The sequence below is a fragment of the Butyricicoccus sp. AM32-19 genome (assembly GCF_003480365.1).
Lineage (GTDB): Bacteria > Bacillota > Clostridia > Oscillospirales > Butyricicoccaceae > Agathobaculum > Agathobaculum butyriciproducens.
Window position 1 is genome coordinate 95015 of sequence record NZ_QUIX01000004.1, and the last position, 21146, is coordinate 116160.

Below are 21146 nucleotides of genomic sequence, written 5' to 3' on the forward strand. Positions count from 1 at the left end.
AGCTGCCATGAGCTACAAGGTGACCGCATCTGATATCGGCGCGGTGCAGCTCAACGAGACTGACACCGTCCGCTCTGTCTTGCAGAATATCGCCATTATCCTTTCCACGCGGCAGGGGACCTGTCCGTTGTATCGCGGCTTCGGGCTTCCTCAGAAGTTCGTGGATAAGCCTCTGCCGGTAGCTATGCCTATGATGTATTCCGAGGTCAAAGAGGCAGTGGAAGAATATGAGCCCCGCGCCGAGGTGGTGAATGTGACCTTTGCGGCCGACAGAAACGCCCCGGGCAGGCTGATCCCTACCGTGGAGGTGAACATCATCAATGAGTGAGAGAAATACGGGATATCAGTTTGTTTCTACCGACACCGAAGCGGTGGAATCGCTGCTGATCTCCATTTACGAAAAAATCACCGGCGTCAGCGTGAAGCCCGCCAGCCCCGAAAAACTGTTTATCCAATTCGTGGCCGCCGTGGTGATCCAAGAGCGCGGGCTGAACAATTACACAGGCAATCAGAATATCCCAAGCCGCGCGGAAGGGGAAAACCTGGACGCGCTGGCCGAGCTGTTCTATGTCACGCAGCGCCCGGCGGCGCAGGCTGCGGTCTGCACCGAGCGCTTCCATATCTCCGAGGCACAGACCACAGCGATCCTCATTCCTGCCGGTACGCGCGTCACTGACGCCAGCGGTACGCTGACATGGGAGACGGTCGCGGATGCCTATGTATCCATCGGCGAGACCTATGCCGATGTGCAGATCCGCTGCCAGACTGTTGGTGCGGTCGGCAACGGCTACGCAGCGGGACAGATCAACACCTTCGTTGACCTGTTCGACTACTGCGAAAGATGCGAAAACCTCACCGCCAGCGATGACGGCGCAGACAAGGCCACCGACGACGAGTTCTATGAGCTGATGCGCGCCAGTCAGGACGCTTACAGCTGCGCCGGAGCCAAGGGCGGGTATATCTACTTTGCCAAGCAGGTCAGCACCAAGATCGCCGACGTGGTGGCGAACAGCCCCAGCGACGGAACGGTGGATCTCTATGTCCTCATGGACGACGGTACCATCGCTACCACGGAGATCAAGAATGCTGTCCTCGCCGCCTGCAACGACGATACGGTGCGGCCGCTGACGGACAAGGTTTCTGTCAAGGACCCGCAGAAGGTGAGCTACAATATCACCTTCACCTACTATGTGCCGAAGGACAGCTCCCTCAGCTCCACAGAGATCAAGGCTGCGGTCGACAAGGCCGTGGCCGAGTTCGTCGCGTGGCAGTGCGGGAAGCTGGGGCGCGACATCAACCCCTCCGTGCTGATCGGAAAGCTCATGCAGACCGGCATCAAGCGCGTGGCGCTGACCAGCCCGGTCTTTACCACGCTGCGGGATGGATCCGACGACACGACGCCGCAGGTTGCGTCGGTCGGGACCATCACGGCCACGAATGGGGGCTACGAGGATGAATAAGGCGCACGGCATCACGAAGGAAAACCTGCTGGCCTCCTTGCCGGCAGTCCTTGCCAATGACGACAATATGGCGGCGCTTGCCTCTGCCGTTGCCGAGGTGCTGGCTGCCCGCGTAGGCGAGATCGAGCGCGTGTCGATCTACTCACAGATCGACCGGCTCCCGAACGAGCTGCTGGACATTCTGGCGAACGACTTCAAGGTTGACTGGTGGGACGCCAACTACACCCTGGAGGAAAAGCGCCGGACGCTGAAAGACTCATGGAATGTTCACCGCAGGCTCGGCACCAAGGCGGCGGTCGTGCTGGCGATCTCCGCCATCTACCCCGATACGCAGGTCAGCGAATGGTGGGAATACGGCGGCAAACCGTACCACTTCAAGCTGCTGATCGACGCCACCTATGAGGATGTCGACCCCGTCAGACATCAGCGCGTGATCGACCGCGTTGCCTTTTACAAGAATCTGCGCTCGGTGCTGGACGAGGTAGAATACTACGACGCCGGAGGACTGGCAACAGGGTATTTCGGCGCGGCCTGCATCGGCTGCGAGCTGGTCGACAGCGCGGCCGCCATTCGATACTGACACGGAGGTGTTTTACTATGGCAACATGGAACGGCGTCATCACCAACGCCGGCAACAGCCTGCTCAATGAGTGGGTGAATGAAAAGACCCTGAACTTCGACAGCGCGGCTGCGGGGCAGGGCACCGTCGCGGCGGCGGCAATGATGGCACAGACCGCCCTCGTCAATGAAAAGCAGACCGCGAGCCTGCTGGGCGGCGAGAGGGTATCTTCCGGCATTCGCCTGAAGCTCCGCATCGCTGCGCCGAATACGGCCTATACGCTGAATCAGTTCCGCGTATCTGCCAGCGTGGACGGAGGAGCGTCCGCCATGATCGCCTTGTTCCAGCTGGAGCAGGGCGTTCCCATTCCCAGCAAGACAGAATCGCCGGATTTCGTCTACACCTTTTACGCGCTGATCTCCTGCTCGAATACCGGCACATGGACGGTGACGGTCGACACCAGCGCCTGCGTCACACAGAGCGATATGTCCGCTGCCATCACTGAGGCGGTAAAGACCAAGCAGGACAAGATCATGGTCAAGGGTCTGCTGCTGGGCGACGGGAACGGGAATATCTCTGCGGCAGTCGCCGGAAAGGACTACGGTTATCCACTTGCAACAGGCTCAGGAGCGCCGACAGCCACGACCGAGGGTACCGCAGGGCAGCACTACTATGACAGCGCTACGGGCAAGGAATACGTCTGCAGCGGCAAGGACAGCAGCGGCAAGTATCAGTGGAAGCTGTCCGGCGCCAGCGACGCGGCCGATCTGACCTATAACGGTGAATCGCTCGACACCTTCCTTGATGGCGTTTCCGGCGACCTCGACACGCTCTCCAAGGGGCTGGACGGAAGTAAGCCACTCACCGGCAAGACCGATCCGACCTCCAGCACGAAGGGCTCGGTCGGCCAGTCGTATCTGAACACAGACACCATGCAGACCTTCTACTGCACGGCAGCCAACGATCAGACCGGCGTATACACATGGGAAAAGCCCAAGGGCGGCGGCGTGGCTCCACAGCTGGAGGTCTCTGTTGCCACCGGATCGGCTATCACCTGTACGAACGGCGAGACTACGCTGACTGGCACCAGCGTCGGCGGTAAATGCGTTTTTGATCTCCCTGGCTACGGTACATGGTCGCTGTATGCCACGCTGAACGGGCAGACCACCGCCACCGAGACTGTGGTCGTGGATCAGGTCAAGCAGTACGCGGTGACGCTGAGTTACTTCGCGGCTACGCTGACCGTAACGGCGGAATCCGGCGCGGTCGTGACCGCCACGCTTGGCACGAAGCAGTATACCGGCACCTGCGGCAGCAACGGCAAGTGTGCGCTGACCGTCAACTATGCCGGCACCTATTCCGTGACGGCCACCAAGAGCGGGGTATCCTCGTCCACGGCGTCTGCGGCGGTGTCGACCTCCGGCGGCAGTTACACCGCAACGGTGAAGTTCTGCACCCTCACCGTCACCATCGACAGCGGCTCTACGGTCAAGGCGGTCAACGGTTCCACCACGCTCACGGCCACCAGCAACGGAACGGCAAAGTTCTACCTGCCGAACACCGGCACGTGGAGCGTCACCGCCACCAAGAACGGCGAGACGGCCACCGGCAGCGTAGCTTGCAGCTCCTACACCGGCTATACGCTGGAGCTGTCCTATGTCAAGGTCTTCGGCGTTTGCTGGAATTACAATGCGCAGTCGACGGTGCTTACCCGCCTGACGAAATCCAATGACCCCAACGGCCTTGTCAACGTCAACATCACGACCAATCCCTCCCCCGCAGTCGGCACTGGCGCCGGCAGCTCCCCCTTCGACAACTATCTCCCGTGGAGCGGCATGGACGAGTACAACATCATCAACAATGCCGTCAGCTACAAGAAGGGGCAGAGCGGCTTCTCTCGAAGCAGCTACGATACCGTTGTCTTCATCCCCGAGTATTACTTCCGTATTATCGACGATGCCGCCAACAAGAAACGGTACTTCTACATCGCGGATAAGGCCAAGAGCGGATTCACCAAGCACCCCGGCTCCGGCAAGTATGTAGGCCGCTACAACACGATCTCCGGCCATTATTCCAAGACCGGCGCTGCGCCGCTGGTCAACCTGACCCGCGCATCGGCTCGTTCCGGTGCCAGAGGAAAGGGTAGCAAGTGGAGCGAGTATGACTTCGCGTCCTGGTGCGCCGTTTGGCTGCTATACTTGGTGGAGTTCTCGGACTGGGACAGCCAGAGCAAAATCGGGCGCGGCTATGTGGACAGCAACAACTCTGCCATTTCTTCCGGCGGCACAGACAGCATGATCTACCACACCGGACGCGCAGCTGGGACGAACGGAAAGACCGCCGTCCAGTACCGGCACATCGAGAATCCCTACGGCAATGTCTTCGAGTTTATCGACGGGATTAACTTCTCCGACGGAACGGTATATGTCTGCCTGAACCCTGCGAGCTATGCAGATGACACCGCGACCAACTATACGAACATCGGCTCCAAGATACAGAGCGATGGGTACATCACGGCCATCGGCGTAGCGGCTGCCATGCCCTGGGCGTTCTATCCCACGGCGGTCGGAGGCAGCGAGACGACCTATATTCCGGACTACGCCTACTTCGGCTCTGGCTGGCGTGTCCTCCACGTCGGTGGCCACTGGAACTACGGCGGCTATGCCGGCCTTTTCTGCTTCAACGCGAACAACACCTCGTCGAGCACGTACTCGAACGTCGGCGCGCGACTCCTTTTCCACCCCTAATGGGGGACCGGGGGCCGCAGCCCCCGGAGCTTTCCCGCCTGCACTATCTGGCGGCATGAGCGCAAGCCCAAAAGTTGAATGGGGTACGGGGCGAAGCCCCGTCGACACGATTTTTGAAAATAACGTATTCTGTTATTTTCTCCCGTTTTTCCGTATGCGTGGCAGGCCGGAGGTATAATTAACTCCGGGACTGTCTGCGCCATGCGCCGAGGGCTTGATTTCTACGCCAACTACAACTCTGGCTGGCGTGTCCTCCACGTCGGTGGCAACTGGAACAACGGCGGCAATGCCGGCCTTTTCTACTTCAACGCGAACAACACCTCGTCGAACACGAACTCGAACGTCGGCGCGCGACTACTTGTTTTTCTTTTGACTGGCGCAGGCTTTCCCTCACCGCTTGGTGAAAATATTGCCGCATAGGACGGGGTTTAGTAGGCTTCGGCTCGAATAACCTCGCAGGCAAACAAGGACGGAGGGAAATCCTATGCCTAAGAGAGTCGGCTATCTCTACGACAAGATGGTTGACCGGGACTTTATCCGCAGCGTCATACAGGAGGCGGCTAAGGGACGTCGGAACAGGCGAGACATCGCCCACGTACTGGCGGACCTTGACGGATACGTCGAAAAGACCTACGAGCTTGTTGCAACGGAGAGCTTTGTGCCATCCGCGCCGAAAGTGCGTGAGATCTATGACGAGAGCAGCGAGAAGTTCCGAAAGATCAAGATGGTCCCGTTCTGGCCGGACGGCGTGATCCAATGGATGCTGGTGACGGCCATGAAACCGGTGCTTATGCGCGGGATGCACCCGTGGTCCTGCGCGTCCATCCCCGGGCGCGGCGGGAAGCGCATCCACAGGAAAATCCGCAGCGTGCTCCGCAATGATCCGAAAGGAACGAAGTACGCCGCCGAGCTGGATGTCGCGCAGTATTACCCCAGCATCTCCGGCAAGCGGCTGATCTGGGCGCTGGCGCGGAAAATCAAGGACAAGCGCTTTCTGCGGACGGTCTATTCCATCATCGAATCCTGCGGCGGCGGGCTGGCCATCGGGTACTACATCTGCCAATGGCTGGCAAACTTCTACCTGGAGTCTCTGGACCAGTACATCATGACGCTGCCGGGCGTAAAGTATATGACCCGCTACATGGACAACATCACCCTGCTCGGGCCGAACAAGAAACAGCTGCATAAGGCACGGAAGCTGATTGCAGCCTTCATGCAGCAGCGGCTCGGGCTGGCGATGAAAGCCAACTGGCAGATCTACCCCACGGCAAAGCGCATGGTGAGCGCGGTCGGCTACCGTTTTTCCCGCACTCATGTCATTCTGCGCAAGCGGAATTTCCTGCGCTTCACTCGGCAATGCCGCCGCGTCAAGAAACGGCTTGACGCCGGAAAGCCTATCATGTTCGCCCAGGCCTCCGGGCTGCTGAGCCGCGCCGGGCAACTGAAACACTGCAATAGTCATACAATTCGGGTGAAGTACATTGACCCGATTGGAGTAAAACATCTGAAGGAGGTCGTGCGAAATGAGAGTAAGAGGCGACAACGCGCCCAGCAACGCATTCTCGCTGGAGGAGCAGCCTAATAAGCCGGGGGTAGCCCTGGTACGCTTCTATGAGAACGCCGAGCCGTTTGAGGAAAAGCGTGACGAGCTGACCATCAGCGGGTGGGTGTATGATGAATATCACCTGGAGCTGAATATGTACGACGGCCTGAGTGAAGACATCCTCGGCAACTATGCCGGTTATCTGGCGCAAGCCAAGCTGCACGAGGCGGAGGGCAAGACGATCCCCTCCCTGCAGCAGCAGGTAGCCGACCTGGAGACCGACAAGGCGGCATTGACGGAAAAGGTGACGAGCCTTGAGGGGCAGGTCACCGATACGCAGATGGCGCTATGCGATGTCTACGAACAGATCGTCGCCGTGACATCTACAACAGGAGGCGCGTAACTGATGGCGAGCAATTACATGGTGAAGGTCTACGCAGACCTGATCCGCAAAGGAAAAAAGACGATTGAGGAAGTTCCCGACCAGCTGCGAGCAGCCGTCCGGGAAATCCTCGAAAATAGCAAGAATGGAGCTGAGGGCTTATGAAAAGCCTTCGGCTCCTTCTTTTATACATTCTGATGGGAAAGGAGGTAGCAGTTATGGCAGTTGTCTACGCGACCCTGATCGTCAAGGGCAAGAAGACCATCGACCAGGTTCCGAGCCTGATTCGGAAGCAGGTCGAGGAGATCCTGGCAGATCTCGAAGTCACCGTCTGACCACGGCATTGATACGGAGGGCAGCTCCTTTGCGGGGGCTGCCCTTCTTATCACGCGCAGAGGAGGATTGAGAGATGACGCTCAAGGAGATTTTGTTTGGTGGGGGAAGTGCGCTGTTTGTGCTGCTGACGCTGCTCCAGCTCGCCCCCATCAAAATCAATCCGTGGTCTGCAATAGCAAAGGCTTTCGGGCGCGCTATCAACAGCGAGGTCTTGGAGAAGGTCGGAAGGCTCGAAAGCGAGCTGCAGTGCGTTCGGTCTGGCATGGCCGAGGAAAAGGCTGTCAACTGCCGGGCGCGCATTCTACGCTTTGGCGATGAATGTCTCCACGGCGAGCGCCACACCAAAGATCATTTCGACCAAACGCTCCGGGACATCGCTGCCTATGAACGATACTGCGATGATCACCCGGAGTTTGAAAACAATGTAACAGAGCTGACCAGTGACCGAATCAAGACGATATATCGCCGGTGCTTGGACAGCAACGACTTTTTGCAGTAAGGAGGAGTCACCGTGAATTTTCTGGATATGGCAAGTATCCGGCTGGCCGTCGGACTGGTACTTCTGATCGCCGCCAATATCGCCCTCGGCTCCATCAACGCCATTATCGCCTGTGAATGGGATCTGGTAAAGTTCCGCAACGGCTGCATCAAGGGCGGCGTGATCGCTCTGGCGCTGATTGCGGTTTACTTCGCCGGGTACCTCAACCCTGATCTGATGGTGGTGGAGGTGAGCGGCCAGACCGTGAATCTGATGACAGCGGTGTCGCTGGTCATGCTGGCGGCGTTCACAGCCTATGCCGTTGACGTGATCGGCAAGCTGAAAGATATGCTGCTGACCGCAACGCCCGGCACAGATCAGACGCCGGCCGCGCTGCCGGAGGAAAAGACTGATGAAGATGAAGCCCCCGACGCCCCGAAGGAGGAATGACCCATGACCACTATTGAGCGAGTGATCGCCACGGCCAGAGCCGAGATTGGCTACATCGAAAAGGCCACCAACTCCCAGCTGGAAGACAAGACTGCCAACGCTGGCAGTGGGAACTGGACGAAGTATGCCGCATTTCTCGACGGCCTCGGCGTCTACAACTTCCCGAAAAACGGCTACGCCTGGTGCGATATGTTCGTTGATTGGTGCTATATCTCGACCTTCGGCCTCAGCGTCGCCATGAAGATGACGAATCAGCCGATGGGCGGGTACGGCGCCGGCTGCACTCAGTCGGCAGGCTATTATCGTGCGGTCGGCCGTTTCCACAAGAGCAACCCCCAGCCGGGGGATCAGATTTTCTTCACCAATGACGGAGGGAAATCCATGTACCACACCGGCCTCGTCGAGAAGGTGTCCGGCGGCAGGGTATATACCATCGAAGGGAATACCTCCAGCGCCCCCGGCGTCGTCCCGAACGGCGGCATGGTGCGCGACAAAAGCTATTCGATCAACTGCGCGCAGATCGGCGGCTACGGTACGCCGGACTGGTCGCTCGTAAAGGAGGAAGAAGAAATGGCAGAGATCACTCAGGATAAATTCAACGAAATGTTCAAGGTCGCCATGAACGCCTACCGTGCGGAATTGCAGGACAATGACTGCGGCAATTTCAGCGCGGACGGCCGAAAGTTCGTTGAGGAAACCGGCCTGCTGGTCGGCGGCAGCAAGCTCCCCAACGGCGAGGCGAATTTCATGTGGCAGGACTTCCTGACCCGCGAGCAGTTCGCAACCGTCCTCTACCGCTTCGCCCAGAAGTTTGGGCTGAGCTGATGGCAAGGCGCAAGCGCAGAGCCGCGAAGAAGCGCAAGGTCGAATGGAGCAAGGTGGTGTGCCTGCTGGCGATGCTGGCCGGTCTGCTGATCGTTCAAGAATGCCTGTTCCTCATGTATCTGTGCATCAAAAGCGGCTACACCGCCGCCGCTGCATGGCTTACCGCCGCCACCGGCGTTGGTGAGGCGATCATCATCGCCGGAGCAAACGGCTACCTCTCGCTTGCGAAGTCCGACCACAAGCGTGGCGGGATCACCTTTGAGGCGGCCAAGGCAAACAACTTCCGGACCGACACGGAGGACGACGGCAGCATCGACAGCCCCGCCATCTGAATACCGCCCACACAACGAAAGCCCCCTCGCAGGATTTTACCGTCCTGTCGAGGGGGCTTTTTCTGTCTTCCGGCACTTTCGCGTTTACTGGGCGCTGTGGCGCTTTTCACGGCTTGGGCGTGCGTCTACCCTCCCACGATGCAAAGGTCGTGTTGCAACTCGCCTACGGCGGCGAGAGGGGCTTTTTATTCGCCCTCCGTCCTCTCTCGTTTGCCGAATGCACAGAAATGATCTCCAAAGACCAACAATCCGTGAACTTGACCGCAAGAGTATTTGTTCGCCCATGCCGCCCATGTTGCATAGCAGCAACTTTCGCATCGTACCACAGGCGCGACATCGACATCAGCGGTAGGGAATCGGTCGAAATCTTCCTCCGACATTTCAGGCAAATAGCCGCAGCATAGATATTTTGCCTTAAATGCGTCGCAGTCAATATATTTGGCCATTGTCGCACCTCCTCAAAACGGCCATGTGTCCCGCTCCGGAACGAACTCAATGATCGTTCCCTCCGGCACAGGGTCGCAGGGCTCACCGTCAAAGGCGTTGCCCTGCTTCGTGCAGATGTCGGCCGGTCTGCTCCGGCGCGGGTCGACATCGACATAGAGCCGACCGTCGCACTCGTAGACAGGGCGACCCCAGCTGTCGCGGCCTCTGTGTTCCAGCCGCAACACTGGCGCGGCGCAGAAATCCTCGTAGCTCATGTGGCCCTCCGCTTTCATCGCGGCACTGGCAGCGGCCAGCTCCTCGGGCGTCCAAGATTTACTCACAGGTATTGTCTCCCTTCTTCATCGTCCACGGTGAAATGATAGCCCTCGGTCAAAAGCACAGTCCCTTTGATTGGCGCGTGGATCATGACGGTACGGCGACCGATGTAATCCGCTGGAATTTCACCGCGCTCGACCATATCCCGAAAGTACGGGCAATCATTCCAGCGGTCGGTGTACTGCTCACGCGCCCACGCTGCGGCGGAGTAGTGCCGCCTCATGCGCCAGTTCTCCGGCGCGGAGACGATAGCCCATGCGGTCAGCGGCCGCCGATCCCCCGTCATGTCTTCCAGCGCCTCCACCGTGCCGCAGGCATCGCAGATATGGACCGTTGCCCTGCGGCTCAGTGCGTTGCGGGTGACGCTCTCCGCATCCATCGCCATCTTCCCGCAGCGGGGGCAGGCAAAATGCCCGCCCTGCTGCTTCTCTGCAAAACGCTCGATCAGTGTCTTGGCTTCGTTCTCGTTCATAGAAATCTCTCCTTTCTCAGAACTGTTTGATGATGTCCTGCGCGTTTTCGCCGTAGTAACCCTTAATCCATCTATCGGCAAGGATTTCAATGTCAGTGGTGCGCTCGTAGCGCACGTCAATCAACAGCGTTTGCGTTGATGTCTTAACCGTCATGTAGTAGCCTGTGCCGTAGTGCTTGTTGTCGGTGGGGGGAACGAGGGTAAATGTGAGACTTTCGGTAAAAGGCTCGCCCTCACAGGTTGTCCCCTTGACGGTAGCGTTCATAGTGTTGTAATCCATATCGTGTCCTTTCTCCCCGTCGTGCCGATAGGTCAGCCGGTCATGTCATTACAACTTGGCGTTGTAGTCTTTCAACTTGACTTGGATGATGATTTCTTCGCGGCCCATGGTAACATAGGTGATTTTGGCTTCCAGAACTCCCGGCATCGCTTGCGCTGGGATTTTGTATAAGCTGCGGAAGTGGCCGATCTCCTGCATACCGGCTTTCACCACAACGGGGATTTCATCGCTGGCCGCGCCGATCTGACTGCAAAAGTCGAAGACAGTAATTTTTCTCATGCCCGCCCTCTCACTCAATGGCAGCTTCGATGCTGCTGATGACTTCCTCCATGTTATCTACGGCTTCGGAGAGGTTGCCGCAGGCTTCGTCTGCCTTTTCATAGCGTTCGCTCTCCTGCATATTCTCAGGGATATTGTCGCGGTACTCTTCCTCCTCGGCCTGGAGGTCTTCGAGACTGCCTTTCAGCTCCTCCAGCTGGTCGATGATGCTTTGCAAATTTTTGCGGCGGATCTTGTTCATGGTTAGTCCTCCTCCCCATAGTCTTCTTCAAAGCGGCCCTCGGTAATGCCGCCGTAGGTGTAGCCGTTGTCAAAACTCAGATAGACCGGCGTATCTTCATCGTACTGGGCGAGGAAGTTAATCAGCTCGCCGGCCGTCATCGTTCTGCGGATCTGGTCGATGCCGTAACCTTCGCGGAAAGTAGAACAAATCAGCTTTTTCATTGTCGGCGCTCCTTTCTCAAAATCTGAATACCAGCCCTTTGACCTCGCGGCGGCCTGATGGATCGTGCAGTGGATCGCGGGTAACAGTTCCGACGCCCTCCAGATATGCGCCCTCGGCTACCAAGGCGTGGACACTTTCCATGAGCGCGGTTGACTGATCTGTGACGATAATCTCGTCAATATCAGCTGCGGTTAATGCAGCAACGAATTCTTTCATCACGCCGTCCTTAATCTGACTGCCCCATGGAAGCGCTCTGACCTCAAACATATCGGCTCGGTCTTCCGTGCTCTGCTCCCAGCTCCGGTATGCGTAAACCTGTCCGCGAGTGGGGTTCTTCTCCGTGTCGCGGAGTTTTTCAAAGTATTCCTTTGCGGTATCTCTGTTGAGCGTATCCAAAATCTCCTGCCGGATTTCATCGGTGATATTGATCTTCATCTTGCGTTCCTCCTTGTATTTTCACACTCGACGCTTTATACTGAGGGGGAGGGGAGCTTTCCCGCTCCCCCTCGCGCCGGGGTTAGGTCTCTTGGCGTTCGCCCTGCTGGGGCTTGCTGTTAGGTTTGATGGTGATTGTAATCCGGTCGGCTAAATCGGGGTTATCAGCCAGCAACCTCAGAAGCTCTTGCAGGGCTTCTTTTTTTGCTTTGTCCATCGGCCTGTCCTCCTTTCCGGAGAGGTTTGTTCCTCTCCCTTACAAGAACTATATTACACTAATTCGTGTCACTTGTCAACGGTTATTTTACATTTTTTCGTGGAAATCGTAAAAAAGTTTTTGACAAGCGACACATTTTAGTGTATAGTACGAGTGAGGAGGTGAGAGTATGGGACTCTCTGTTGCCGAAAAGATTCGCCTGATCATGAAAAGGCAGAAAATAACGATGGGCGATCTGGCTGAGGCGTCAGGGCAGACGCGGCAAAACCTGTCCAACAAAATGACGCGCGGGAACTTTACGGAAAAAGACATCACGGAGTTGGCGGCTGCGCTCGGCTGCACAGTCGAAATCCGTTTTGTCACACAGGACGGCGAGGAGATATAAGAAAAGGCCCCGGGCGAATGAACGCCCGAGGCCTCGGAGCAGGCTTAACGCTTGCTATGTATATCCGCGCCGGTGCGCGTCTTGACTCTGGTCTCCTTATTTTCCTCTCGGATCATCAGGTCTGACAGCTCGCACCCCAGCGCCTCACAAATAAGATCCAGATGCTCCAGGTTTATCCTTTCTGCGATCTCATGGTACAGGTCATTGATCGTCGAAGGTCGAATGCCTGTTGCCCTTGCAAGGTCAGCTTGTGACCACCTCCGCTCGCCAAGCCGGGTGGACAGTAAAATCCTAATCATAGCCATGCTCCTTTACGGTAGATTCTAACAACGATTTTAGAATCTCGCTGGATTTTGGTAGATTATAACGAAATCCGTTATGGCTATGAAAAAACACAAAGAGGCTACCGCGCAGGAACAATCCTGTGCAGTAGCCTCTTTTTTATTCTTCCGCGTCGAGCGGACAGACCAAAACGAAGACTCCGCCGACCATATAGATTGCAGAGATAGGAGCAGAGCCAGGCGACCTCTCGGTTCGTCTGGCTCTGCTTTGGTGGAAGGTGGTGGATTCGAACCACCGAAGTCATAGACGACAGATTTACAGTCTGTTCCCTTTGGCCACTCGGGAAACCTTCCATATTCAGTTACCAGCTTGATTGGAGCTGGTGGACGGACTTGAACCCCCGACCTGCTGATTACAAATCAGCTGCTCTACCAACTGAGCTACACCAGCGTTTCATCAAGTCGTCTTGTCTCAGCGACTTATTTAGTATACCTCACACCGGTGTATTTGTCAATAGGTTTGTCCGAAATTATTGCATTTTATTTTCCGATCGATCGAATCCGACACCTGCTGCAGAACGGTCAGCAGCGCGCTCGACAAATCCGGATAACGCCGTGCAATCTCGCTCGGGGCGAGCGGCATCCGCCGGATATTCTCCTGCGTCAGACCGCAGCCTTCCTCGCCGTTGGCCGCCAGACGGATTTTCAGCTCATGCTCCTTCATGCGGGCATCGCACAGGTACTCGAAGCGATCCTGCGGCGCGCGGAACACCGCATCCACCCCGGCCGGGTCGGCCATGTAGAGATAGCGGTACACCTTGTAGATTGCAACCGCGAAATACGACTCGATCTCGTGCGAAAGCTGCTTGCTCTCGAGCGATTCGGCAACCTGCAGCAGCAGGGCTGCCGCCTGCACGATCTGGCTGTGCTCCGTCTCGGTGTCCGTGCCCTCCATGCGCTCGGCAGGCACAGCAGAGCCGTCACGCGCCATCGAACGGCCGAGCAGGTAGTCACAGGACACGCCGTAATAATCCGCCGCACGCACAACAAAAGACAGACCGGGTTCGCGCAGTCCGTTCTCATAGTGGCTGAGAAGCGCCTGCGAAACGCCGAGGTCGCCCGCTGCCGCTCTTTGACTTATTTTCTTTTCCCGTCGCAGAAGCGCAAGCGTGCGCGAAAAATCACTCATTCCAACATTCTCCGTCTGCGTTGTGCCGCAGAAGGCACAACTATAAAATATATATTTACATTATACTCGCTGTATTACCGTTTGTAAAGTACAGAAAACAGTCATTTTCGACGCATTTCGACAGGCTCACTTTGCATTTTCGGCACTTTTCCCTGCATTTTGTTGTCCTGTTTTCGATTGGTAACTACATATTGGGGATTGTGTAATCCGACGGTTGTTAGAAAAATTCGTCAGGCTTCGCCGGGTGGTTGCACTTGACGCCGGAGCGGGTGCATTTTATAATAAAATAGAGTAATATTGCAGATTTCACCTGTTATCCTGCACCGATTGACCGGTTCGCCCCTAACGGGCGGGAGTTTTTCAGCACCGGCTGAGCGGGGTGCGCGAACTGCGCAGGCGGTTCGCCCCTAACGGGCGGGGAGTTTTTTCAGCACCAGCTGAGCGGGGCACGCGAACTGCGTCAGCGTGTTCGCCCCTGACGGGCGGCAGTTTTTCAGCACCGACTGAGCGGGGTACTCGAACTGCGTTAGCGTGTTCGCCCCTGACAGGCGGCAGTTTTTTTGCTGAACCTCAGCGGGGAGTTGCGCTCTGCGGAGCGCGGGAGACTGCGGCGCCCGCCGCGGGGGCAAAAAGGAAGGGACACCTGCGGTTTCCCTTCCTCTTTGAACTCCTACCTTTCCCTTGCTTCCCAATCTGGCGCAGATTTCCTATATGTGACCGCTGCGAAATAAAGGAACGGCAGTCGGGTTACTCTTGCGTTTGTTTCGCAAAATATTCGCAGTTCACAGACAGCGTACTGCTACACAGGCGGTTTAGTCAACGCAGGCGCGGCATAACAGTGCCGCACAATTCGTAAGTCTGGAGATTACAGACAGCACCTACGAATTAAGCGTTTGGTGCAAGTTATCCTGCGCAGGCCCTGTCTATCATAACGCGCTCACGAATTGCGCGACACGGGTATGTCGCGCCTGCGTAGAGTAGCTGGTCTGTGTAGCAGAACGGTATCCGACACTGCGAATATGCGGATACATGAGCGCACGCAGTGCGTCTCTGCGGAAGAAAAACTCCTCTGCCGTTCCCCTGCTTCGCAGCGGTCACATGTCAGCAATCTGCGCCGTGCCCTCTAAGGAAATGGGTGATTCTCAAGAGGGTAGAAACCTTGGTGTCTACCCTCTTGTGCGCCTGCCGCGTAGGCAAGAACCGTTCGCCTCGAAGGCGAAAAACCATCGTTTATCAAAAGATTATAGAATATATAAAGGAGTCCTAACCTTGACCATCGAAGAAATCCTCAAGCTGCGGCAGGAAGCCGGCGGCTTAAACAAACTGATGCACATGCACGTTGTGACGCTCGACAAGGACGGCGGCGCAACCGTAGAGCTTGACCTGACCCCCGAGCTGCTCAATCCGCTCGGCATGGCGCACGGCGGCACGATCTTCACCCTGTGCGACATTGCGGCAGGCTCTGCGGCAGCGTCTCAGGGCACGGTGGCCGTCACGCTCGACAGCACCATCCACTACTACCGTCCGGGCCGCTGCGGCAAAAAGCTGACCGCTGTGGCATACGAGCGCAAGCGCGGCCGCAAGGTGTCGGTCTACATGGTCGAGGTGCACGACGACGAGGGCAAGCATATTGCCGACGCGACCTTCACCATGTTCTACACCGGCGCTACGCTGGATGACATGAAATATTGAGCGGGGTAAGCAAGGCCATCGTGCAGCCGCTGCTGAGCTGGTATGACGCCGGGCACCGCGACCTGCCGTGGCGGTCTGAGCCTGCTCCCTACCGCGTCTGGGTGAGCGAGATCATGCTGCAGCAGACGCGCGTGGAGGCCGTGCGCGGCTATTTTTCCCGCTGGATGAACGCGCTGCCCGATATTCCCGCTCTCGCGGCGGCGGACGAGGCCGTTTACACCAAGCTCTGGGAGGGGCTCGGCTACTACAGCCGCGTGCGCAACCTGCACCGTGCAGCGGTCCTGCTGTGCGAAGAATACGGCGGCGAACTGCCTGCTGATTACGACAGGCTGCTTGCTCTGCCCGGCGTCGGCGAGTACACGGCAGGCGCGGTGGCGTCTATCGCGTTCGGACTGCCCGTTCCGGCGGTGGACGGCAATGTTCTGCGTGTGGCGGCGCGGCTGGATAACGATTTTACGCCGATCACGGACGCAAAATTCAAAAAGCAGACGCGCGAACGGTTCGCCGCACTCATGCCGTCCGACCGTCCCGGCGACCTCAACCAGTCGCTGATGGAGCTCGGTGCAACCGTCTGTCTGCCGAACGGCGCACCGCGCTGTGACGACTGCCCGATTCAACATCTCTGTGAGGGCTTTCACCGCGGAAACGCGGCTGTGCTGCCGCTCCGAGCCGCAAAAAAGGCGCGGAGAGTGGAAAACCGCACCGTGCTTGTTGTGCGCTGCGGTCAGCTTGTCGGTCTGCGGCAGAGACCCAAAAAGGGTCTGCTCGCCGGTCTGTGGGAGCTGCCGTCGGTCGCTGGCCATCTCTCGCCGGACGAGCTGCGCGCGGTGCTCACCGAAATGGGATGGAGCGTGCGAAAGCTGCTCTCTCTGCGGCCTGCCAGACATATTTTCACCCATGTGGAGTGGCACATGAACGGCGTGTATGTCGAACTGGACGCACCTGCACCCACTCTCACCTTTGTCACACCTGCCGAACTGCGCGACGCTTATGCGCTGCCGAGCGCGTTCCGCAGCTTTGTTTCCGTACTGGAGGACTGATCCATGCAACTGCAAACCATCGTTCACACCATTCCGCCGCTGTACGACAGCGAGTCGCGCGTGCTGCTGCTCGGCTCGATTCCAAGCCCGAAGTCCCGCGAGGTCGGGTTCTTTTACGGCCACCCGCAGAACCGGTTCTGGCGCGTGCTAGCGGCTGTGCTTGGCGAGGAGGTTCCGGTCTCCATCGAGGACAAGCGCGCGATGTGCCTGCGGCATCATGTGGCGCTGTGGGACACCATCGCCAAATGCGATATTGCGGGCGCGTCCGACACGTCTATCCGCAACGCCGAGCCGAACGATATAGGCCGTCTGCTCCGCGAGAGCAAAATTACGCGCATTTTTGCCACTGGCGGCAAGTCGGCGCAGCTTTACCGCAAGCTGATCGAGCCGAAAACCGGCGTGCCCATCACGCAGCTGCCCTCCACCAGTCCCGCGAACGCCGCATGGTCGCTCGAACGGCTGATCGAGGCGTACCGCGTTATTCTTTGATTCGAGGTGTATTTTTTACGAGTAAAGAGTTATTTCCCAATGCCGCACTCAAAAAGCTGATTTTGCCGCTCGTTATCGAGCAGGTGCTCGCTATCACGGTCGGTCTGGCGGACACGATGATGGTCTCCTCGGTCGGTGAAGCGGCGGTTTCCGGCGTATCGCTGGTCGATATGCTCAACGTGCTCATCATCAACATCTTTTCCGCACTGGCAACCGGCGGCGCGGTCGTGGTTGCGCAGCTGCTCGGTGCGAGAAAGAACGACCGTGCGTGCGATGCCTCCAAGCAGCTGTACTTAGTTGTTACTGTCATTGCGCTGATCATCTCGACGCTCGTCATGCTGTTCCGCGCACCGCTGCTGCGCCTGCTGTTCGGCACGATCGAGGACGATGTGATGCAGAGCGCGCTCACCTACCTGACGGTCAGCGTGTTCTCCTACCCTGTTCTGGCGATCTACAACGCCGGTGCGGCGCTGTTCCGCGCACAGGGCAACTCGCGTATCTCCATGCTGATTGCGGGACTGATCAACATCGTCAACCTCATCGGCAACTCGCTGTTCATTTTCGTGTTCAAGTGGGGCGTCGGAGGCGCGGCGCTTTCGTCCGTGCTGTCGCGCGGCACGGCGGCTGTCGCTATCACGATTCTGCTGCTGAACCCCGAGCACATGGTCTCTCTGCGGCGCGGACAGCGGTTTCGACCGGATAAGGAGCTTATCCGCCGCATTCTGCAGATTGGTGTGCCGAACGGACTGGAAAACAGCCTGTTTCAGCTTGGCCGCGTGCTCGTCGTGAGCATGATCTCGCTGTTCGGCACGACGCAGATTACCGCGAATGCGCTGGCGAACAATCTGGATGCTGTGGCCGTCATTCCGGGTCAGGCGATGAGTCTGGCGATGATCACGGTTATCGGGCAGTGCATCGGCTCGGGCGATGAGCCGCAGACGCGCCGCATGGCGAAAAAGCTGATGATGATCACCTACGCCGTTACCGCGAGCACCTGCCTTGTCACGATTGCGTGCACGCCGCTCATTCTCAAGATTTACAGCGTGTCCGCAGCGGCGCTTGCGCTTGGCATGACGCTGATTATGATTCACAACGGCTGCGCGATCTTCCTGTGGCCGACCTCGTTTGCCATGCCGAATATCCTGCGTGCGGCGAATGACGTAAGGTATCCGATGGTGTGCTCGATTATCTCCATGCTGGGACTGCGGCTTGTCGCGGGATATATTCTCGCGGTGCACTTCGGCATGGGCGCGATCGGCATCTGGATTGCCATGATCGGTGACTGGCTGTGCCGGTCGATCTGCTTCTTCCTGCGGCTCAAGAGCGGGAAATGGCTCAGGTATGCGCCGGGATTACGGGTAGCCGCCGGACAAAAATAATGCACCGGCTTCTGTGCAAAATCCCTTTACAAGCCGTAAATATCTGTTACTATATAGATATCAGATGTAAAACTCCCCGAGGTGAAAATTACCGTTATGACTGAGGAGGAAAATACTATGACACCTAAACAGAGATGGTATTGCTTCTGGGTGATAATCGCGGTGTCTGTCCTTTTAACGGCGGGCTTTGTATGGATTGCCATTCACAACCCGCAGGCGTCATTCGAGGACTTGCTTTACGCTCTTTGGAAAGGTATTGTAAACTTTGTCAGCGGATAACGGAATAACAGTGCCCCGGCTCTGTCGCTTGACAAAACCGGGGCACTGCGTTATAATTGTATCAACAACGATGGCTCTCTGCGAAAGAGCGGTCGTTCCTAAAAAACTTGGTTAATTGAGGAAACGCCGCTCCTTTTCAGGGGCGGTTATCTTCTATGTTTCAGACATAGACTGATGATAGCAACGATCAGAAGACCGAACTGGAACAGATCGGAATAAGTGACCATGTCATCACCTCCCTTATGTTGGGAGGAACAACCTGTTTCACATCGTTGTTGACATTCTGAGTATAGCATATATTGCAATACCTTGTCAATCAACCGCCTTTTGTGGCGGTTTTTGTTTTATCTGCATACAAAAAGGCGAACCCATAAAGGTTCGCCTTTTTGTCTTACGTTTTTTCGGTAATCAGGAGAAAATCCACTCCTGCTCCTGCTCCTCGCCGCAGTACTTCTGCAGCGTCTCGCGGACAGCGTGCGGGCCGCGGTTCATCTCACCAAACATGCGGACAACGGTCTCGCCTACGCCGATCTCAAACAGGTTGACACCGAAGTAGTAGCGGTTTGCCAGCAGCGGATACAGCTGAGCCTCGCTTACGTCATCGCCCAGCTTCGGGTTGCCCATCAGCGCGCGGACATGCTCGATATTCGCGTCGGGGCTGAGGGTGAACTCGCTGCCGTTATCGTCCACACCTTCCAGATAGCGCAGCCAGCCGGCCAGTACCAGCGGAATGTAAATCAGCCTGGTGGCACGGTGTGCGGGCAGCATGGAGTTATAGTAAGCGTACAGCGTGGTGCCGAAGCGCGGCGCAATCTTACGCGAGGTATCGGTTGCGGTACGCTGCGGGGAATCCTGCAGGAACGGGTTCGGATAACGTTCGCCGAGAACCTCGTGCAGGAATGCCTCCGGGTCGATAACGCCCGGGTCGGCTACCATCGGCATTGCCTCCTGCTCGCTCAGGCGCGTGATGAGGTTGACCAGCTCGGTGTCCTTCATCTCGTCGCTGATGCGGGTGTAGCCGAGCATGCAGCCGAATACGCCGAGGGCGGTATCCATCGGGTTCATGCAGGTGCTTACCTTCATCATCGCAGACTTCTCAACGATGTCGCGGCGGGTGATGATAACGCCGCACTGCTCGAGAGCCGGATGACCGTTCGGGAATGCGTTCTCGATGAGCAGGTAGTGCGGGCTTTCGGAGTTGACGTAAACAGCCGCGTGCGTGCCCTTTTCGGTTACGAACGGCTTTGCGTTCTCCAGACCGTCAGCCGCCAGCTTGTCTGCGATGCGGTTATCCGGATGCGGGGTAATCTTATCAATCATGGACAGCGGGAAGGTATTCTTTTTGAGCAGGAAGTAATACTCATCCTCGGTGATGAAGCCGTTTCTCTGCCATGCGCGTGCCATGTGACGGACAGCACGCTCCAGACGGGTGCCGTTATCCGAGCAGTTATCCAGCGAAACAAGTGCCAGCGGAGGCAGACCGGCGCGGCAGCGATCGAGGCACAGTGCGGTCAGCTTGCCGAAAAAGGACTGGCAGCCTTCCGGACCGTTCTCGCGGTCATGCTTGTAGTCCGGCAGGAACTCACGGGTGTCGTCCTGGATGATATAGCCCTTCTCGGTCAGCGTAAAGCTGATCATCTGCAGGCTCGGCGCCAGGAAAATGTCCTTCAGGCGCAGCATGTCCTCGCTCAGCTTGAGGCTTTCGGTAACGGACGCAACCACTTCCTTGTTGATCGTGCCGTTGGAATACAGGGTGACAACCAGCGACAGATGATCGCAGGCGCGGTAGCAGCGGTCGATCAGCTCCTCATCGTAGCCGTCGCAGCAGATAATGCCGGTGTCGGACAGACCGGCGGTCAGCAGGCGCTGCGCCAGTACAGCCGGGAAGGCGCGGAACAGGTTGCCGGCGCCGAAATGCAGCCAAGTCGGTGCCTTGTGGGTGTTTTCGCGCACAGCGTCAATGTCGTACTGCGGCAGACGATAACCCTTCCATGCCACGTTATGTTTAATACTCTCTTTTGTAAGTTTCATAAAGAGGTCACTCCCTTTCAGCGAACGGACTGTACCGTTCTTCTCCAATCATATATAGTATAACAAAAAATCAGCCGTTTGCATAGGGAAAAACAGAATTATTCACAAAAAGCTGAAAGCATGCTGCCAATGTTTTCAAATAAAACAAAAACCGCCCGAAAAGGCGGCTGATTGACTTTATTCGGTGTTATATGCTATAATCATTGCGGACACTGTTACATAAGGCGGTCAGACCCTCTTTTCCTTTCCCGCAGTCCGCGGCAGGAAGGAGGTGGCGCAAGTGCAGAAGAAAGCATTTCAGCTTTTTGTATGTGCGGTCATTGTACTGTACATTTTCTGTATAAAAGCGCGATGACCGTCCGGCTGGTACCCGAAACGG

Annotated in this window: 32 protein-coding genes and 2 tRNA genes; 19 read left to right on the top strand and 15 right to left on the bottom strand. The window is 57.1% G+C overall.

The features are described 5' to 3' along the window. Nucleotides 1–7 precede the first annotated feature (7 nt). The 13 genes from DW806_RS05450 to DW806_RS05505 all read left to right on the top strand — a co-directional run bounded on the left by DW806_RS05450 (nucleotide 8) and on the right by DW806_RS05505 (nucleotide 9112). The gene (locus DW806_RS05450) at nucleotides 8–328 is read left to right on the top strand and encodes a GPW/gp25 family protein (protein ID WP_118358568.1); all 321 of its coding nucleotides are present in this window, start codon (nucleotides 8–10) and stop codon (nucleotides 326–328) included. Then, entirely contained in the window at nucleotides 321–1460 is a 1140-nt protein-coding gene (locus tag DW806_RS05455; RefSeq protein WP_118729376.1) for a baseplate J/gp47 family protein, read from the top strand. Before DW806_RS05450 ends, DW806_RS05455 begins: the two co-directional genes overlap by 8 nt. After that, nucleotides 1453–2040, top strand: coding sequence for a phage tail protein I (locus DW806_RS05460; RefSeq protein ID WP_158578302.1), 588 nt, complete (start codon nucleotides 1453–1455; stop codon nucleotides 2038–2040). Before DW806_RS05455 ends, DW806_RS05460 begins: the two co-directional genes overlap by 8 nt. 17 nt (nucleotides 2041–2057) lie before the next feature. Continuing rightward, the gene (locus tag DW806_RS05465) at nucleotides 2058–4766 is read left to right on the top strand and encodes a hypothetical protein (RefSeq protein WP_118729377.1); all 2709 of its coding nucleotides are present in this window, start codon (nucleotides 2058–2060) and stop codon (nucleotides 4764–4766) included. A gap of 201 nt (nucleotides 4767–4967) precedes the next feature. Next, nucleotides 4968–5186 (top strand): hypothetical protein, encoded by a 219-nt coding sequence (locus DW806_RS05470; protein WP_118729378.1) that lies wholly within the window; start codon nucleotides 4968–4970, stop codon nucleotides 5184–5186. 64 nt (nucleotides 5187–5250) lie between these two features. Then, on the top strand, nucleotides 5251–6348 hold the full coding sequence (locus DW806_RS05475; protein ID WP_118729379.1) for an RNA-directed DNA polymerase: 1098 nt from the start codon (nucleotides 5251–5253) through the stop codon (nucleotides 6346–6348). Then, entirely contained in the window at nucleotides 6290–6712 is a 423-nt protein-coding gene (locus DW806_RS05480; RefSeq protein WP_118729380.1) for a hypothetical protein, read from the top strand. The genes DW806_RS05475 and DW806_RS05480 overlap by 59 nt, the downstream gene beginning before the upstream one ends. Before the next feature lie 3 nt (nucleotides 6713–6715). Further along, nucleotides 6716–6856: a CD1375 family protein gene (locus DW806_RS05485; protein WP_118729381.1), complete on the top strand. Its 141-nt coding sequence runs from the start codon at nucleotides 6716–6718 to the stop codon at nucleotides 6854–6856. Next, the gene (locus DW806_RS15145) at nucleotides 6853–7026 is read left to right on the top strand and encodes a CD1375 family protein (RefSeq protein ID WP_158578303.1); all 174 of its coding nucleotides are present in this window, start codon (nucleotides 6853–6855) and stop codon (nucleotides 7024–7026) included. Before DW806_RS05485 ends, DW806_RS15145 begins: the two co-directional genes overlap by 4 nt. A gap of 74 nt (nucleotides 7027–7100) precedes the next feature. Then, nucleotides 7101–7526 (top strand): hypothetical protein, encoded by a 426-nt coding sequence (locus tag DW806_RS05490; RefSeq protein ID WP_118729382.1) that lies wholly within the window; start codon nucleotides 7101–7103, stop codon nucleotides 7524–7526. A gap of 12 nt (nucleotides 7527–7538) precedes the next feature. Further along, nucleotides 7539–7955: a hypothetical protein gene (locus tag DW806_RS05495; RefSeq protein WP_118358550.1), complete on the top strand. Its 417-nt coding sequence runs from the start codon at nucleotides 7539–7541 to the stop codon at nucleotides 7953–7955. Nucleotides 7956–7958: 3 nt separating this feature from the next. Further along, on the top strand, nucleotides 7959–8780 hold the full coding sequence (locus tag DW806_RS05500) for a CHAP domain-containing protein (protein ID WP_118729383.1): 822 nt from the start codon (nucleotides 7959–7961) through the stop codon (nucleotides 8778–8780). Continuing rightward, nucleotides 8780–9112, top strand: a complete 333-nt coding sequence (locus DW806_RS05505; protein WP_118358546.1) for a hypothetical protein — start codon at nucleotides 8780–8782, stop codon at nucleotides 9110–9112. Before DW806_RS05500 ends, DW806_RS05505 begins: the two co-directional genes overlap by 1 nt. 185 nt (nucleotides 9113–9297) lie before the next feature. Here DW806_RS05505 and DW806_RS05510 read toward each other — a convergent pair whose 3' ends face one another. From DW806_RS05510 to DW806_RS15885, 9 genes are all read right to left on the bottom strand, one after another. After that, the gene (locus tag DW806_RS05510; RefSeq protein WP_118729384.1) at nucleotides 9298–9558 is read right to left on the bottom strand and encodes a hypothetical protein; all 261 of its coding nucleotides are present in this window, start codon (nucleotides 9556–9558) and stop codon (nucleotides 9298–9300) included. A 12-nt stretch (nucleotides 9559–9570) separates the two neighbouring features. Continuing rightward, a complete protein-coding gene (locus DW806_RS05515; protein ID WP_118729385.1) occupies nucleotides 9571–9879 on the bottom strand; it encodes a hypothetical protein in 309 nt (102 codons plus the stop codon). Then, a complete protein-coding gene (locus DW806_RS05520) occupies nucleotides 9876–10346 on the bottom strand; it encodes a hypothetical protein (RefSeq protein ID WP_118729386.1) in 471 nt (156 codons plus the stop codon). Before DW806_RS05520 ends, DW806_RS05515 begins: the two co-directional genes overlap by 4 nt. Before the next feature lie 16 nt (nucleotides 10347–10362). Further along, nucleotides 10363–10626, bottom strand: a complete 264-nt coding sequence (locus DW806_RS05525; protein ID WP_118729387.1) for a hypothetical protein — start codon at nucleotides 10624–10626, stop codon at nucleotides 10363–10365. Nucleotides 10627–10674: 48 nt separating this feature from the next. Next, a complete protein-coding gene (locus DW806_RS05530; protein WP_118729388.1) occupies nucleotides 10675–10905 on the bottom strand; it encodes a hypothetical protein in 231 nt (76 codons plus the stop codon). A 10-nt stretch (nucleotides 10906–10915) separates the two neighbouring features. Continuing rightward, nucleotides 10916–11146 (bottom strand): hypothetical protein, encoded by a 231-nt coding sequence (locus tag DW806_RS05535; RefSeq protein ID WP_118729389.1) that lies wholly within the window; start codon nucleotides 11144–11146, stop codon nucleotides 10916–10918. Nucleotides 11147–11148: 2 nt separating this feature from the next. Then, nucleotides 11149–11349 (bottom strand): hypothetical protein, encoded by a 201-nt coding sequence (locus DW806_RS05540; protein ID WP_118358534.1) that lies wholly within the window; start codon nucleotides 11347–11349, stop codon nucleotides 11149–11151. Nucleotides 11350–11365: 16 nt separating this feature from the next. Next, nucleotides 11366–11785, bottom strand: a complete 420-nt coding sequence (locus DW806_RS05545) for a hypothetical protein (RefSeq protein ID WP_118729390.1) — start codon at nucleotides 11783–11785, stop codon at nucleotides 11366–11368. Nucleotides 11786–11867: 82 nt separating this feature from the next. After that, nucleotides 11868–12002 carry a hypothetical protein gene (locus tag DW806_RS15885; protein ID WP_256152932.1) on the bottom strand — a complete coding sequence of 45 codons (135 nt, stop codon included), beginning with the start codon at nucleotides 12000–12002 and terminating at the stop codon, nucleotides 11868–11870. A 169-nt stretch (nucleotides 12003–12171) separates the two neighbouring features. Between DW806_RS15885 and DW806_RS05550 the strand changes: the two genes are divergently transcribed. Then, entirely contained in the window at nucleotides 12172–12387 is a 216-nt protein-coding gene (locus DW806_RS05550; protein WP_118358530.1) for a helix-turn-helix domain-containing protein, read from the top strand. Nucleotides 12388–12431: 44 nt separating this feature from the next. On the opposite strand, the gene DW806_RS05555 is transcribed toward DW806_RS05550, so the two are convergent. From DW806_RS05555 to DW806_RS05570, 4 genes are all read right to left on the bottom strand, one after another. Next, nucleotides 12432–12686 carry a helix-turn-helix domain-containing protein gene (locus DW806_RS05555; protein WP_118729391.1) on the bottom strand — a complete coding sequence of 85 codons (255 nt, stop codon included), beginning with the start codon at nucleotides 12684–12686 and terminating at the stop codon, nucleotides 12432–12434. 251 nt (nucleotides 12687–12937) lie between these two features. Further along, a tRNA-Tyr gene (locus tag DW806_RS05560) sits at nucleotides 12938–13022 on the bottom strand. A 21-nt stretch (nucleotides 13023–13043) separates the two neighbouring features. Beyond that, a tRNA-Thr gene (locus tag DW806_RS05565) sits at nucleotides 13044–13119 on the bottom strand. Between the two features lie 60 nt (nucleotides 13120–13179). Further along, nucleotides 13180–13857, bottom strand: a complete 678-nt coding sequence (locus DW806_RS05570) for a helix-turn-helix domain-containing protein (RefSeq protein WP_118729392.1) — start codon at nucleotides 13855–13857, stop codon at nucleotides 13180–13182. Between the two features lie 1269 nt (nucleotides 13858–15126). Between DW806_RS05570 and DW806_RS15150 the strand changes: the two genes are divergently transcribed. The 5 genes from DW806_RS15150 (at nucleotide 15127) to DW806_RS15155 (ending at nucleotide 18736) form a co-directional block, all read left to right on the top strand. Further along, nucleotides 15127–15549, top strand: coding sequence for a PaaI family thioesterase (locus tag DW806_RS15150; protein WP_110436509.1), 423 nt, complete (start codon nucleotides 15127–15129; stop codon nucleotides 15547–15549). Then, nucleotides 15546–16589, top strand: coding sequence for an A/G-specific adenine glycosylase (locus tag DW806_RS05580; protein ID WP_118729394.1), 1044 nt, complete (start codon nucleotides 15546–15548; stop codon nucleotides 16587–16589). Before DW806_RS15150 ends, DW806_RS05580 begins: the two co-directional genes overlap by 4 nt. Nucleotides 16590–16592: 3 nt before the next feature. Continuing rightward, the gene (locus DW806_RS05585; RefSeq protein ID WP_118646314.1) at nucleotides 16593–17078 is read left to right on the top strand and encodes a DNA-deoxyinosine glycosylase; all 486 of its coding nucleotides are present in this window, start codon (nucleotides 16593–16595) and stop codon (nucleotides 17076–17078) included. Further along, nucleotides 17075–18457, top strand: coding sequence for an MATE family efflux transporter (locus tag DW806_RS05590; protein WP_243022646.1), 1383 nt, complete (start codon nucleotides 17075–17077; stop codon nucleotides 18455–18457). Before DW806_RS05585 ends, DW806_RS05590 begins: the two co-directional genes overlap by 4 nt. A gap of 117 nt (nucleotides 18458–18574) precedes the next feature. After that, nucleotides 18575–18736, top strand: coding sequence for a hypothetical protein (locus tag DW806_RS15155; RefSeq protein ID WP_158578114.1), 162 nt, complete (start codon nucleotides 18575–18577; stop codon nucleotides 18734–18736). Nucleotides 18737–18882: 146 nt separating this feature from the next. Here the strand turns inward: DW806_RS15155 and DW806_RS16030 are convergent, their stop codons facing one another. Beyond that, nucleotides 18883–19032, bottom strand: a complete 150-nt coding sequence (locus DW806_RS16030; RefSeq protein ID WP_413814495.1) for a putative holin-like toxin — start codon at nucleotides 19030–19032, stop codon at nucleotides 18883–18885. Nucleotides 19033–19144: 112 nt separating this feature from the next. Beyond that, a complete protein-coding gene (locus DW806_RS05595; RefSeq protein ID WP_118729396.1) occupies nucleotides 19145–20767 on the bottom strand; it encodes a mannitol dehydrogenase family protein in 1623 nt (540 codons plus the stop codon). Nucleotides 20768–21146 lie beyond the last annotated feature (379 nt).

Excerpts from the sequence above, each read along its gene's own strand:
- DW806_RS05450 (WP_118358568.1), top strand. The coding sequence starts at position 8 with ATGAGCTACAAGGTGACCGCATCTGATATCGGCGCGGTGCAGCTCAAC.
- DW806_RS05455 (WP_118729376.1), top strand. The coding sequence starts at position 321 with ATGAGTGAGAGAAATACGGGATATCAGTTTGTTTCTACCGACACCGAA.
- DW806_RS05460 (WP_158578302.1), top strand. The coding sequence starts at position 1,453 with ATGAATAAGGCGCACGGCATCACGAAGGAAAACCTGCTGGCCTCCTTG.
- DW806_RS05465 (WP_118729377.1), top strand. The coding sequence starts at position 2,058 with ATGGCAACATGGAACGGCGTCATCACCAACGCCGGCAACAGCCTGCTC.
- DW806_RS05470 (WP_118729378.1), top strand. The coding sequence starts at position 4,968 with ATGCGCCGAGGGCTTGATTTCTACGCCAACTACAACTCTGGCTGGCGT.
- DW806_RS05475 (WP_118729379.1), top strand. The coding sequence starts at position 5,251 with ATGCCTAAGAGAGTCGGCTATCTCTACGACAAGATGGTTGACCGGGAC.
- DW806_RS05480 (WP_118729380.1), top strand. The coding sequence starts at position 6,290 with ATGAGAGTAAGAGGCGACAACGCGCCCAGCAACGCATTCTCGCTGGAG.
- DW806_RS05485 (WP_118729381.1), top strand. The coding sequence starts at position 6,716 with ATGGCGAGCAATTACATGGTGAAGGTCTACGCAGACCTGATCCGCAAA.
- DW806_RS15145 (WP_158578303.1), top strand. The coding sequence starts at position 6,853 with ATGAAAAGCCTTCGGCTCCTTCTTTTATACATTCTGATGGGAAAGGAG.
- DW806_RS05490 (WP_118729382.1), top strand. The coding sequence starts at position 7,101 with ATGACGCTCAAGGAGATTTTGTTTGGTGGGGGAAGTGCGCTGTTTGTG.
- DW806_RS05500 (WP_118729383.1), top strand. The coding sequence starts at position 7,959 with ATGACCACTATTGAGCGAGTGATCGCCACGGCCAGAGCCGAGATTGGC.
- DW806_RS05505 (WP_118358546.1), top strand. The coding sequence starts at position 8,780 with ATGGCAAGGCGCAAGCGCAGAGCCGCGAAGAAGCGCAAGGTCGAATGG.
- DW806_RS05510 (WP_118729384.1), bottom strand. The coding sequence starts at position 9,558 with ATGGCCAAATATATTGACTGCGACGCATTTAAGGCAAAATATCTATGC.
- DW806_RS05520 (WP_118729386.1), bottom strand. The coding sequence starts at position 10,346 with ATGAACGAGAACGAAGCCAAGACACTGATCGAGCGTTTTGCAGAGAAG.
- DW806_RS05525 (WP_118729387.1), bottom strand. The coding sequence starts at position 10,626 with ATGGATTACAACACTATGAACGCTACCGTCAAGGGGACAACCTGTGAG.
- DW806_RS05530 (WP_118729388.1), bottom strand. The coding sequence starts at position 10,905 with ATGAGAAAAATTACTGTCTTCGACTTTTGCAGTCAGATCGGCGCGGCC.
- DW806_RS05535 (WP_118729389.1), bottom strand. The coding sequence starts at position 11,146 with ATGAACAAGATCCGCCGCAAAAATTTGCAAAGCATCATCGACCAGCTG.
- DW806_RS05540 (WP_118358534.1), bottom strand. The coding sequence starts at position 11,349 with ATGAAAAAGCTGATTTGTTCTACTTTCCGCGAAGGTTACGGCATCGAC.
- DW806_RS05545 (WP_118729390.1), bottom strand. The coding sequence starts at position 11,785 with ATGAAGATCAATATCACCGATGAAATCCGGCAGGAGATTTTGGATACG.
- DW806_RS15885 (WP_256152932.1), bottom strand. The coding sequence starts at position 12,002 with ATGGACAAAGCAAAAAAAGAAGCCCTGCAAGAGCTTCTGAGGTTGCTG.
- DW806_RS05550 (WP_118358530.1), top strand. The coding sequence starts at position 12,172 with ATGGGACTCTCTGTTGCCGAAAAGATTCGCCTGATCATGAAAAGGCAG.
- DW806_RS05555 (WP_118729391.1), bottom strand. The coding sequence starts at position 12,686 with ATGATTAGGATTTTACTGTCCACCCGGCTTGGCGAGCGGAGGTGGTCA.
- DW806_RS05570 (WP_118729392.1), bottom strand. The coding sequence starts at position 13,857 with ATGAGTGATTTTTCGCGCACGCTTGCGCTTCTGCGACGGGAAAAGAAA.
- DW806_RS05585 (WP_118646314.1), top strand. The coding sequence starts at position 16,593 with ATGCAACTGCAAACCATCGTTCACACCATTCCGCCGCTGTACGACAGC.
- DW806_RS15155 (WP_158578114.1), top strand. The coding sequence starts at position 18,575 with ATGACACCTAAACAGAGATGGTATTGCTTCTGGGTGATAATCGCGGTG.
- DW806_RS16030 (WP_413814495.1), bottom strand. The coding sequence starts at position 19,032 with ATGCTATACTCAGAATGTCAACAACGATGTGAAACAGGTTGTTCCTCC.
- DW806_RS05595 (WP_118729396.1), bottom strand. The coding sequence starts at position 20,767 with ATGAAACTTACAAAAGAGAGTATTAAACATAACGTGGCATGGAAGGGT.